This is a genomic window from Gemmatimonadaceae bacterium, from assembly GCA_036273715.1.
Classification (GTDB): Bacteria; Gemmatimonadota; Gemmatimonadetes; order Gemmatimonadales; family Gemmatimonadaceae; genus JADGGM01.
The window spans coordinates 1-11804 of record DASUHB010000016.1 but is presented as its reverse complement, the minus strand read 5'-3'; the positions used below and the strand labels follow the sequence as shown (position 1 = coordinate 11804).

At 66.1% G+C, this 11804-nt stretch carries 10 protein-coding genes; all 10 read right to left on the bottom strand.

The features are described from left to right. Positions 1-301 precede the first annotated feature (301 nt). Positions 302-3439, bottom strand: a complete 3138-nt coding sequence (locus tag VFW04_03025) for a CusA/CzcA family heavy metal efflux RND transporter (protein ID HEX5178281.1) — start codon at positions 3437-3439, stop codon at positions 302-304. Further along, positions 3436-4626 (bottom strand): efflux RND transporter periplasmic adaptor subunit, encoded by a 1191-nt coding sequence (locus tag VFW04_03020; GenBank protein HEX5178280.1) that lies wholly within the window; start codon positions 4624-4626, stop codon positions 3436-3438. Before VFW04_03020 ends, VFW04_03025 begins: the two co-directional genes overlap by 4 nt. Next, complete coding sequence (locus VFW04_03015; protein ID HEX5178279.1) at positions 4619-6028, bottom strand: TolC family protein; 1410 nt, start codon at positions 6026-6028, stop codon at positions 4619-4621. Before VFW04_03015 ends, VFW04_03020 begins: the two co-directional genes overlap by 8 nt. Positions 6029-6197: 169 nt before the next feature. Next, positions 6198-6575 (bottom strand): hypothetical protein, encoded by a 378-nt coding sequence (locus VFW04_03010; protein ID HEX5178278.1) that lies wholly within the window; start codon positions 6573-6575, stop codon positions 6198-6200. A 66-nt stretch (positions 6576-6641) separates the two neighbouring features. Then, on the bottom strand, positions 6642-7820 hold the full coding sequence (locus VFW04_03005; GenBank protein ID HEX5178277.1) for a peptidoglycan DD-metalloendopeptidase family protein: 1179 nt from the start codon (positions 7818-7820) through the stop codon (positions 6642-6644). 151 nt (positions 7821-7971) lie between these two features. Continuing rightward, the gene (locus VFW04_03000; protein HEX5178276.1) at positions 7972-8823 is read right to left on the bottom strand and encodes a permease-like cell division protein FtsX; all 852 of its coding nucleotides are present in this window, start codon (positions 8821-8823) and stop codon (positions 7972-7974) included. After that, the gene (gene ftsE, locus VFW04_02995) at positions 8823-9524 is read right to left on the bottom strand and encodes a cell division ATP-binding protein FtsE (GenBank protein ID HEX5178275.1); all 702 of its coding nucleotides are present in this window, start codon (positions 9522-9524) and stop codon (positions 8823-8825) included. Before ftsE ends, VFW04_03000 begins: the two co-directional genes overlap by 1 nt. A gap of 139 nt (positions 9525-9663) precedes the next feature. After that, a complete protein-coding gene (locus VFW04_02990) occupies positions 9664-10821 on the bottom strand; it encodes a PLP-dependent aspartate aminotransferase family protein (GenBank protein HEX5178274.1) in 1158 nt (385 codons plus the stop codon). Between the two features lie 13 nt (positions 10822-10834). Beyond that, positions 10835-11140: a molybdopterin dinucleotide binding domain-containing protein gene (locus VFW04_02985; protein ID HEX5178273.1), complete on the bottom strand. Its 306-nt coding sequence runs from the start codon at positions 11138-11140 to the stop codon at positions 10835-10837. Next, positions 11137-11703 (bottom strand): hypothetical protein, encoded by a 567-nt coding sequence (locus VFW04_02980; GenBank protein HEX5178272.1) that lies wholly within the window; start codon positions 11701-11703, stop codon positions 11137-11139. Before VFW04_02980 ends, VFW04_02985 begins: the two co-directional genes overlap by 4 nt. Between the last annotated feature and the right edge of the window lie 101 nt (positions 11704-11804).

The window sequence follows — 11804 nt, the reverse complement described above, 5'->3', positions numbered from 1 at the left end:
GGCGCACGGCCGCCTGGACGAGCTCGGGAGGGACGAGGTTCCAATGAACGGTTCCTTTGGGCGCGAGTCCGAGCGCCTCGAGGCCGGTGTTGCCCTTGCGCTCACGCGGTTCAGCGCGGGGCGTGGTTTGCGTTGCCATGTGGTATCGTCTCTGGTGCAAAAGGAATATCCGGACGCCGCTCCATGCCCTTGCAGGGAGCGGGCCGGAGCGCCGCCGAGAGTGCGCATCGTAAGGTGCACCTGATACGGCCGGCGCTCAAGCAGCATATGCAAGCGTGCGGGGGGCGTCAATCGCACGCTGCTACACCTGCAGGCGGTCTCCCTGGCGCGACACCAGTGCATACAGCGCCGGCATCAGGAACACGCTGATCAGCAGGCGTGAGAACAGTCCGCCGACGATGACCAACGCAAACGGGCGCTGCGAATCTGATCCGACGCCGTGCGACAACGCGGCCGGCAGCAGGCCCAACGCAGCGACGAGCGCCGTCATCATGATGGGACGCAAGCGCAGCACGGCCGCTTCGCGTGTCGCTTCGAGAATGCCCACGCCGCCGGTGCGAAGCTCGTTGGCGTATGAAATGTAGACCACGGCGGTTTGCACCGACACGCCGAAGAGTGCGAGAAACCCGATACCCGATGAGACGGAGAACGGCGTTCCGCTGATGAGCAGCGCGACCAGGCCGCCCACGGGCGCCGAGAGAATCACGCCGAACACGGTGATGAGCGGGAACTTGAAGTTGCCGTACAGCACGAAGAGCAGCAGGAAGATCACGAACAGCGTGAGCGGCAGGATGACGCGCAGCTGGGCTCGCGAGGCGGTGTACTCCTGGTATTCGCCGCCCCATACGATGTGATAGCCGGGCGGCATGGACACCGCCTTGTTCACCTGCTGTTGGGCGTCCTGCACGGCGCTCGCGAGGTCGCGTCCGTTCACCGAGTACTGGATGCCGATGAAGCGGCTGTTATCCTGACGGTAGATGAACGAGGCTCCGTTAGACACGTCGACTTCGGCGAGATCCTTGAGCGGAATCTGCTCGCCATCCGGTGCGGCGACGAGGATGCTGCCGATCTGCTGCGGATTCTCGCGATACTGCGGCTCGAGTCGTACGACGAGATCGTACAATCGCTCGCCTTGCTCTACTTGTGTCGCGACGCCGCCGCCGACTGCGGCTTCGATGAGGGCGTTGACATCGCCGGCGTTGATGCCGTAGCGCGCGATCTTGGCACGATCCACCGTCACCGTCAACGAGGGTTGGCCGAGCTCCTGGACGAGGGTGAGATCGCCGATCCCGCGCACATGTTCAAGAACCTGCTTGATTTCTTTCCCCTTTTTCTCGAGGACGTTGAGATCGGTGCCGAACACCTTCACATCGAGCGCGCTTTTGAGACCGGTCTCCGCCTCATCGACGGCGTCCTCGGCCGGCTGCGTGTAGTTGAACGTGATGCCGGGGAACGTCTCGAGCTTCTTATCGATCGCGTCGATGAGGTCCTGCTTGCTGCGATACGGTCCCGTCCACTCGTCGTACGGCTTGAGCCCGACGTAAAACTCGGCATTGAAGAAGCCGGTGGCATCGGTCCCGTCGTCCGGCCGACCGTGCTCTGAGCCGACGACGGTCACCTCGGGGAAGGAGCGCAGAATCGCGCGAATTTTCGGCACGATGGCCGCGCTTTCGTCGAACGAAATGGTGTACGGCATGGTGGCGCGCACCCACAGCGCGCCCTCGTCCAAGTGCGGCATGAACTCGGCGCCGATGATGGGAATCAGCAGCAGCGAGAGCACGAACACGGCGGTGGACACGATGGTCGTTATCCACGGATGTGCGAGGCATGCATCGAGCGCGCGCGCGTACCAGTTCTTGACCCACTCGAATGCCTTGTTCCGGCGTTCCTTCACCCCGCGCCTGAGCAGCCAGGAGCACAACACCGGAATGAGGGTGAGCGTGACGATGAGCGAGCCGACTAACGCAAAGATCGTGGTGTCTGCCATCGGACGGAACAGGCGGCCGGATGGGCCCGCGAGCACGTAGATGGGCAGGAAGCCGGCGACGATGACGGCGACGGCGTAGAAGATCGGCCGGTCCACCTCGGCTGCGGCAGCCGTGATGACTTCGAGGAGGTTGTACTCGGTGCCGTGTTTGAGCGCCAGTTGTCGGTGGATGTTTTCCACCATCACGACCGCGCCGTCGACGAGTATGCCGAAGTCGATGGCGCCGATCGAAAGCAAGTTCGCGGGGATGTGCCTGATGTCGAGACAGATGAAGGCGAACAGCAGCGACATCGGTATTGCGACGGCGACGATGAGCCCGGATCGGACGTCGTACAAGAAAAAAATGAGGACGACGATCACGAGCAGGATGCCGCGGATGAGATTGTCCTCCACGGTGCGGGTCGTGAGGTTGACGAGGTCGCTGCGGTCGTAGAAGGGTCGGATGCGGACATCGCGCGGCAGCACCGAGTCGTTGAGCTGCTTCGTCATCGCCTCGACGCCCTTGAGGACGGTCTGCGTCTGCTCGCCGCGCCGCATGAGGATCACGCCTTCGACGGCGTCATTGGTCTCATCGAAGCCGAACTGGCCTAACCGTGGTGCGTGGCCGATGATGACGTCGCCCAGATCCTTGACCAGGATCGGGGTGCCGTTGTGGACGGCGACGACGATGTTGCCGATGTCATCCAGCGTGTGGACGCGGGCGAGGCCGCGCACGTAGTAGAACTGGCCGCCCTCCGAGTAGAATCCGCCGCCGGAATTGCCGTTGTTGTTCGAGAGGGCGTTCTGTACCTCGGGCACGGTGAGGCCGGCGCCGGCGAGGCGGGTCGGGTCGAGCAACACCTGGTACTGCATGGTCTCTCCGCCTAACGGAGAGTCATCGGCCACGCCGCTCACCGACTTGTACGCCTTGGTGATCACCCAGTCGTCGATGTTCTTGAGCTCCATCGCCGACCGGTCGTTGCTCTCGAGCACGTAGCGGTAGACGAGACCGGAGGGGGACGAGAGCGGAGCCATGTCCGGCGTGACGCCGTCCGGCAGGTCGAGGTCGGGGAAACGCTCGAACGCCTGCTCGCGCGCGAAGTAGTCGTCGGTGTTGTCCTCGAACGTGAGGATGACGTCCGAGAGTCCATAGAGCGAAATCGAGCGGATGATTTTCAGCTTGGGCAATCCGTTCATCTGGACTTCGATCGGCACCGTGATCAGCCGCTCCACTTCCTCCGACGCATGGCCGGGCCATTGGGTGATGATCTCGACCATGGTGGGCGAGAGGTCCGGATACGCGTCGACCGGCAGGCGGCGGAACGACCAGATGCCGCCGCCAACGAGCAGCAGCGCGAGCAACGAGACCAGGAACCGCTGGCCGAGCGATTTACCGATGAGCCGGTTGATGTACGATTGACGCTCGTCCCTGGCGGGCGCGTCTGGCGGTGTGTGACCCGCGGGTTCGGTCATTGGCTTTGCGCGAACTGGAGGAAGAGTCCGCCCTCGGAAACGACCTTGTCGCCGGGCTGCAGGCCGGCCGAGATCTGATAGCGATCGGCGAGGCGCTCGCCTAACGTGACCGACCGGCGTTCGAACGCGCCGTTCGCGTCCTGGACATACACGAACGGGTTGTTGTCTTCATCGCGCAGCACCGCCGCGATCGGGACCAGGAGACCCGTGTGTTCGTGGTGCGAGTGCACGGTGACGCGCACGTACATGTCCTTCTTGAGCAGCCGCGCGGGATTGGGGACGACGACGCGGGCGGCGGTGGCCTTGGTGGTGCTGTCGACCTCGGCGGCAATGTTGTCGACCGCGCCGTGGAAGACGGTGGGCGATGCGTTCGAGACGACATCGGCCTCATCGCCTAACCGAACATCCGAAAGGTCCGACTCGAAGACGTTGGTCATCACCCACATGCGCGACAGATCCGCCACCGTGAAACACGGCGTGCTGCCGGCCTGGAGGAGCTGGCCCGGGGTCACGAGCCGCTCGACGACCGTCCCGGCGAGCGGCGCGCGAATGGCGCCCTGCACGTTGGCGACGGGCCGATTCTCCTGCAGCGCCTGGATCGTGGAGTCCTCGACGCCGATCGAGCGGAGCTGCTCGAGAGCCGCGTCGCGATCGGCGACGGCGGTCACGGCGTCGGTTTGCGCCTGTTCCATGTCGCGACGCGCAATCGCGTCGTTCTTGAACAGCTGCACGTCGAGGTCGGCGATGTGCTGGAGATTGCGCGCGGTCGCCGCTGCCTTCCGATAATTGGAGACGGCCGCCGCGTAATCCGGCGACGACACGTACGCCAACGCCTGCCCGCGCCGCACGACGTCGCCGGGCTGCACGAGAATGCGCGTTACGGGTCCGGAGATCGGCGCCAGCACCTGCGTCGACTGGTCGCCGTCGAACGCCACCGTGCCCGTGGCGTACACGAGCGGCGTGTACCGGGTCGGCGCCACCGTGGTGATGGAGATGCGTTCCCGTTGGGCAGGCGGCAGCACCAGCTCGCCGGCCTTTGCCGCCGGCGTGGCACCGTAGCCGGGCGCGCGCGCCTCGGATGGGGGCGGCGCGTCCTTCGAACACGCCGCGAGCGCGGCGGCGGCGAACACCGCGGCGCCTACCGTTAGGCAGGCGCGGGATCGGATGGGCGATCGCAGGTCAGTCATGCGGAACTCCGGATGGTGCGCTCGCGAGCGGCGCGCCGACGGCGAGCTCGAGCTGCGCGATGGCATCGTTCACGGCGCCGAGGGCGTCGGTGTATTGCGTCTGCGCATCGAGAAAATCGCGTTCGGCATCGAGCACCTCGAGCGCGGATGAGCCGCCGAGTTTGTAGCTGTTGAACGCGATCGTATAGGCTTGTTGGGCTTCGGGGACGAGCTCGTCGTGCAGGTACTGCGCTTGTTGCAAGGCCGTCGCAGCGCCCGCGTACGCGACGCGCACTTCCTGGTTCACCTGCGCCGCGAGATCGCGATTGGTAGCCGCGAGCTCCTTTTCATGGTGCGCGGCCTCCGAGACCTCGCCGCCGGTGTGCTGCCAGAAAAACAGCGGAAAGCCGATGCCGATGCCGGTGTCGTAGGTGGCCGGCGTGCCAACGACGTTGAGCCGTGTGACGCCGAGGCTGATGTCCGGCAGCCAGAATTCCTTGGCCAGCGTGGTCGCGGCGCTCGCACCGGCGCGCTGCGCGGCCAGACTGCGCAGCTCGGGGCGAAGCGCCTCGGCGCGCCGCTCGAGCGAGTCGAGTGCCGGCAGCGGCGGGGGAATCTCGAGCGAATCAGCGGGACGGATGTTCGCGCCTAACAGACGACCCATGAGCCGGTTGATCGACGCTTTCGCATTCGCGACATCGCGCTGGCCGGCGATGAGATTGTTCTGTGCCTGTGCGACGTCGACCTTGGCTTTGATGACGTCGAGCTTCGGACTCGTGCCGCCCTCGAAGCGCGCTTCGGTGCGCGTCAGGAAATCCTGCGCCAACTGCTTGGCCTGCTGGAAATCGTCCAGGTGCCGGAGCGCGACGAGGAGCGAGTCATACGTCTGCGACGTCTCGGACGCGAGCTGTTGCCGAAGCTGCAGGTATGACAACTCGGCCGTGTGGACATCGGCGCCGGCGACTTTGCCGCGAAGCCGGATGCGGTCGGGGAATGGTACCGTGAGGTTGAGCGCGTAATCGTGTTCCGTGGCCGTCGAAGGCGTGAGCGCGCCGTTCTGCCCAACGATCGTTGCCGAGAGCGACGGGTCGGGGATCGCAACTGCTTCGGTGACGCGGGCGCGCGCCTGCTCCGTTTGTTCGCGGGCCGCGATGAGCGTCGGATTGTGCGCGAGGACGGAGTCGATGGCTTGCTGGCGCGTGATCACCAGCGTTGGGCCGCTGTCCGTGAACAGGGCCGGCGGCGGATGCGTGGCCTCGCCGCGGATGCGGTTCATCTCGCGCGCGATGCGGGCAGAATCAGCGGCGCTCGCGCTGTCGGCTCGGGCGGCGGAATCCGACCGGCTGCGGGGCACGGGCTGTTGAGCGTGCACCACGACCGCAAACGCCAACGTCAGCGCTCCAACGATCTTCCCAACGTGCATGTGACTTCCTCGTCCTGGTGTGACCGGAGGGCGGCGAGGGCCGGTCCGGAACGCTCAGGCACGCGGCACGCGAGAGCACGAGGCTCCGGCGGCCGGCGGCCGTGTCATCCGTTAGGCGAGGATGCCGCCGGCGCGCGCGGCCCGGGGGCCACGGCACGCCGGCGTCCCGCTAACGGGACGCGACGACGAGGAGTGGTGGGGCTCGAGGAGCGTGTGGATCGACGCGTCGCGCTCGCGGAGCGTCGACGGCCCGCGCGACGCACAGCGGGTCGGCATGCTGGAGGAGCGGCCGGGCACGATCGACGTGCGCCGGCAGCGTATTCGCGCCGATCTGCAGCGCGAGACATGCCGGACAGTCGTTGGGATTGTGGCTGTGGTGCAGGTGGATGCCTGCATCTTCGACGTGCGCGGCCGCACTGTGCGACGCCAATGCTTCGGCGCTCGGCGCAATGCCGACGGCGACGACCTGTGCGATGAGCACGAGCAGGCCGACGACGCGGGACAGCCGCGAACGGCGCGAGCGGAAGGTGGCGAACACACCCGTCATACGCACAAAGTAGCGGCGGCGCTGGTGGGTGTCACGCGCAGAGCGCCAAACGAATGGCGGTAGCGTTCACGGCTGGGGCTTCAGGATGTCGAGCGGATCGACCGGTTTTCCCTCCGGGCGCATCTCGAAATGCAGATGCGGACCGAGGTCGGGGTCGGTGGATCCGACGTAGCCAATGACATCGCCCTTGCCGACGACGTCGCCTTTCTTGACCGTGACTTTTTCGAGCGAGCCGTACACGGAGTAGTCGCCGCCGGGATGCTCGATGATGACGGTGAGGCCGTAGGTGCCGAACGGCTCGGCGACGCGCACTTTGCCGGCGGCAACCGCGTGCACCTGGGCGCCCTCGGCGGCTTTGATCCCGATGCCGTTCCAGCGCACGGTGGTGTTGTTCGGGTTGACGACGCGGCCGAAGGTATAGAGGAGGGTTCCGTCGACGGGCCAGTCGAGGCGGCTGGCGCCGCTGAACACGCCGGCCGAGCGCGGTGCGTTAGGCGACGCGCGCTCGGCGCGCAGGCGGGCCGCCTCGAGCGACGCGATGACGCTGGTGAGGCGTCCCTCGTCGCTGGCGAGCTGTCGGATGCGGCGGTCGGTCAGGCGCGCGTTCCGTTGGGCATCGCGCAGGCTCGCCGCCTGTTGGGACTGCAGGTCGCGCAGGTGCTGCTCCTCATCGGCCTTCTCCTGGCGGTTTTCCTCCATGTCGCTCTGGAAGCGAACCAGGTTGCCGCGCTGGCGGTCGATCTGATTGCGTAGGTCTTCCACGCGGTGCACCAGCACGCGGTCTCGCAGGGCGAGCAGGTGGAGGTACTTATAGCGCGCGATGAGGTCGCCAAAGCTGTTGGCCGACAGCATCACCTCGAGCGAGAAGAGCGGTCCGCGCTTGTAGATGTCGACCAGGCGCCGCTGGAGGATCACGCGCTTGACGGTGAGCTCGTCCTGCGCGTCGACCAGATCGGAGGTGGTGCTGGCGACCTCGGCGTTGATCGCATCCAGTTGGGCATCGAGCGAGTGCACGACACGGGCGGTCATGTCGGCTTCGCGGTTGAGATTGTCGACTTCCTCGGAGAGGTCGTGCACGGTGCTCTGCAGCGACTGGCGTCGCTGCTCGAGCCGCTCGCGCTCGGCGCGCAAGGAGTCGAGCTTGGTGCGCTCTGCTTTGAGCCGGGCTTCGGGGCTGGATTGTTGGGCGGCGGACTGCGCGGAGGCGGGGACCGGACCGCCGACGGCAGCGGCGATCACCAGCACCCAAAGGCGGACAAAGCGGGACAGGGCCGGACACGGCCGGAGAACGCCGTCAGACAGGCGGACAAGGCGGGACAGGGCCGGACAAGTCCGGAGAACGCCGTCAGACAGGCGGACAAGGCGGGACAGGGCCGGACACGGCCGGACAACGCCGTCAGACATCGCGCAGGTGGCGGCCCACCGACATCGCGCTGCCGAGGAGGCCGATGACACCGCCGATCAAGACGCCTAACGCCGCCGATCCGGCCTGGAAGAACGCGCTGGAGATGCCTAACGTTTGGTCGACGAGCCGGTAGGCCACCCAGGCCAGCGCCAGAGCGAGCAGGCCGCCGACGACGCCTTTGACGAATCCGTCGACGAGGAACGGCCGCCGCACGAACGCGTCGGTGGCGCCGACGAGCCGCATGATCGAAATCTCGCGCGCCCGCGCCAGCACCGTCATCCGGATGGTGGATCCGATGATGATGATGGCGACGCCGGCGAACGCGATGCCTAACACGAGACCGGTGGCGCCGGCGATGGTGCGGATGTTGTACAACTTCTGCACCCATTCCTCGCCGTAGCGCACGTCGTCGACGAACGAGTAGGTCTTCACGCGCTCGGCCACCTCGCGCACGGTGGCGGGATCGCGGTAGCCGGGCTTGAGCCGGATCTCGAGCGACGCCGGCAGCACCGCCGCGTCGAACACATCCTGGAACTCGCCCATCTCCTTGCGTGCGCGCGCGAGCGCTTGCTCGGGGGTGATGATGTCGACGTGCGCGACTTCCGGGAACGCCGCAATGTCGCCGACGGCCGTGGAAACGGCTTCGACCGGCGCGCCGTCGGCAAGGAACGCGCGAATCTCCACGCGCTCTTCGACGTGCTTGAGCGCTTCACTCACGTTGAGCGCCACGAGTCCGAAGAGGCCGAACGCGAACAGGCTGAAGGCAATGGTGAGAACGCTGAGCACGCTCAAGAGCGGCGCCCGCTTCAGGCCTAACGAGACTTCGCGAAGCGTCAGGCGCATCAGACGGCGGGTGGAGCGGGCTGCTCGGCCGCGGCCCGCTCGGCAGAGTCGAAGACGATCTGGCCGCGGTTGATCTCGATCACGCGATACTCCGAGCGGCGAACCAGCTCGAGGTTGTGCGTGGCCATGAGCACGGCCGTACCCGACGCATTGATGTCGCGCAGCAGTTGGAAGATGCCGCGCGTGGCGCGCTCATCGAGGTTGCCCGTCGGCTCGTCGGCGATGAGCAGCACCGGGTCGTTGACGAGCGCGCGCGCGATCGCGACCCGTTGCTGCTCGCCGCCCGACAGCTCGCGCGGGAAGCTCGTGCCCTTCGAGGCGAGCCCGACCTGCGTGAGCAGGCGTCCAACCTTGGCTGGTATGGCATCGCGCGACGTCCCGGTGACCTCGAGCGCGAAGGCGATGTTCTGTTCGGCGGTGCGATCCTCGAGTAGTCGAAAATCCTGGAAGACGATGCCCAACCGGCGGCGCAGCTTCGGGACTTCGCGCCGCTTCACGTCGCTCGACCGAATGCCGCCCACGCGAACTTCTCCGGACGTGGGCCGCTCCTCCATGTAGACCAGCTTGAGGATGGTCGATTTGCCGGCGCCGCTGGGGCCGGTGAGGAACGCAAATTCGCCCTTGGCGACGGTGAACGAGGCGTTGTTGAGGGCGACGCCGCTGCGGGGATATTCCTTGGTGACGTGCGAGAAGCGAATCACTGGCTGGCTACTGGAGGCTGGGACAGGAGTGGCGGCAGGCCGACGCTGGACGCGGGCGACCGTGGTCGAGGTCGCTCGGCTCGCTGGCGGAGCCGCCTTCCAGTCCAATGACTACAGACCCTCGTCATCCGTTACGTCATCATTTCAACGCCTGGGCGGCGTCGGCGATGAGGTCGTCGGCGTCCTCGATGCCCACGCTGATGCGGACGAAGCCATCGGGGATGCCGATCGCGGCTCGCTCGGCGGGCGTCATCGAGGCGTGCGACGTGAATCGCGGCTCCGAGACGAGCGTGTCGACGCCTCCCAGACTCGGTGCGTGCGTCATGACCCGCAGACGGCTGATGAAGCGCTCGGCCGCATCGCCGCCACCCGCGAGCTCGACGGCCATCATACCGCCGAATCCGTCCAGGGTTGCACGCGCGACTTCGTGATCCGGATGCGACGGCAGGCCGGGGTAGTGCACGCGGGCGAACTCGGACCGCTCGGCGCACCACTGGGCGAGACGCATCGCGTTCTCGTTGTGCCGGTGGAGTCTGACGTCGATGGTCTTGAGGCCGCGCTCGAGGAGCCATGCCGCGAACGGATCCGGCGATTGTCCCCAGACCATCATCTTCTGCCGCACTTCCTCGATGTACGAGGCCGTGCCTAACACAGCGCCGGCGAGCACGTCGTGGTGGCCGTTCAAGTACTTGGTGGCCGAGTGAATGACGACGTCCGCGCCGTGCTCGAGGGGCCGGAAGTTGACGGGCGACGCGAAGGTCGAGTCGACGACTAACGCAAGGCCCATCTCCTGCGTGAGGTAGCTGATGGGGCGCAGGTCGATGACGCGGCATGACGGATTGACGGGCGTCTCGACGAAAATCGCGCGCGTGTGTTTGCGCACGCGCTTGCGCCAGACGCGGGTTTCCATCGGATCGACGAGCGTCACCTGGATGCCCATCGCCTCGAATTCCCGCGTGAACAGCCGGTGGGTGCCGCCGTAAATCCATTCGCTCGCCAGCAGGTGGTCGCCAGGTCGCAACAGCGCGAGCATCGCGCACGTGGTGGCGCCCATTCCGCTCGAGAGCAGGAGCGACGCCTCCGCGCCTTCCAACATCGCGAGGCGCTTGTGCAGCAATTCGCTGTTCGGGTTGTTGCCGTAGCGCGGATAGCGAAGGCCCTCTTCGGTTCCGACTTCCTGAACGAAGTTGACGGACTGATAGATCGGAGTAACGACAGGCGTATCCGTGTCGTGCGTGTCGCGGCCACCGTGGACCGCGACCGTTGAGAATCCCTGCCGGCGTCGGCGATGCATCATACTGGCTCCCGTGTCACGCGAGTATTCCGCGCCGCGGCGGGTTGTCGGTGTCCACCTTCACGATGGTGATTATCTCCGATGGTGAGGCGCCTGCGATGTCGCGCAGCACGACCTCGCCGCGCGGCAGGTCATCATCATAGTGCAGCGTTGCCAGCTCGTGGCGTCTGGGTCCGTGCACCCACACCAATTCGCCGTCCATGAGGAGTCGTCGGCGCGCGTCATCCGGATTCATCCAGATGGCGGACCCGCGCTCTGCATCTCCGGTTTTCGTCGCGACGAGACGCAACACGCGCAGCGGCGCATTGGTGCGCTCGCTCACGCCATGCCGCCTACTACCATGTAACCTTCCTCGAGTCGCATCACGAGCCGCCGCCGACACAGCGTGTCCAACACTTCGCCGACCTGCTCGACTTCGATGCCGGTTTCACGAGCGAGGTCGGCGGGTACGCTGCGGCCGAGCCGGCACATTGCTTCCCATGCGCGGCGCTCGCGGTCACCGACGGTTCCCACGAGCATCGTGGAACCTTCGGTGGACTGCGCGACGATCGCGAGACCGTGACGGTCGAGCACGGTTTCGATCGCGTCGAGGTGCGATTCGCTGATGCCGCGGAACAGAAAATAGGCTTCGCGGAGCGGCAGATCATCGGCGACGGCTGCGGCACTCCGCATCAGCAGCTTGGCGACGATCTCATCGGCGCACGAGTAGTCGAGCAGGCCGACGTACGAAAAATCGATGACGGTGAGCGTATGATCGCCGAGCTCGGCGAGCTGTTTTTCGATCCCATCGCGTACCGCAGCCCCGGTTGGGCGGGTGACGAGGTCGGTGTAGAGGTCGCACACGGTGCGACGTAAGACCGAGCTGAGGTCGATGTGATTGATCACCTGTCGGCGATGCGCTCCGGGATGGTGATTTGCATTTGCGCTCCCGGAAAGTATGGGAGCTTCTCCTCCAAGGGAACGTCATCGTCCCAACTCGGCACGAT

What these genes read in the sequence shown, in the direction of transcription:
- VFW04_03025 (HEX5178281.1), bottom strand. Translation starts at nt 3,439, where the DNA reads ATGACCGAACCCGCGGGTCACACACCGCCAGACGCGCCCGCCAGGGAC.
- VFW04_03020 (HEX5178280.1), bottom strand. Translation starts at nt 4,626, where the DNA reads ATGACTGACCTGCGATCGCCCATCCGATCCCGCGCCTGCCTAACGGTA.
- VFW04_03015 (HEX5178279.1), bottom strand. Translation starts at nt 6,028, where the DNA reads ATGCACGTTGGGAAGATCGTTGGAGCGCTGACGTTGGCGTTTGCGGTC.
- VFW04_03010 (HEX5178278.1), bottom strand. Translation starts at nt 6,575, where the DNA reads ATGACGGGTGTGTTCGCCACCTTCCGCTCGCGCCGTTCGCGGCTGTCC.
- VFW04_03000 (HEX5178276.1), bottom strand. Translation starts at nt 8,823, where the DNA reads ATGCGCCTGACGCTTCGCGAAGTCTCGTTAGGCCTGAAGCGGGCGCCG.
- VFW04_02990 (HEX5178274.1), bottom strand. Translation starts at nt 10,821, where the DNA reads ATGATGCATCGCCGACGCCGGCAGGGATTCTCAACGGTCGCGGTCCAC.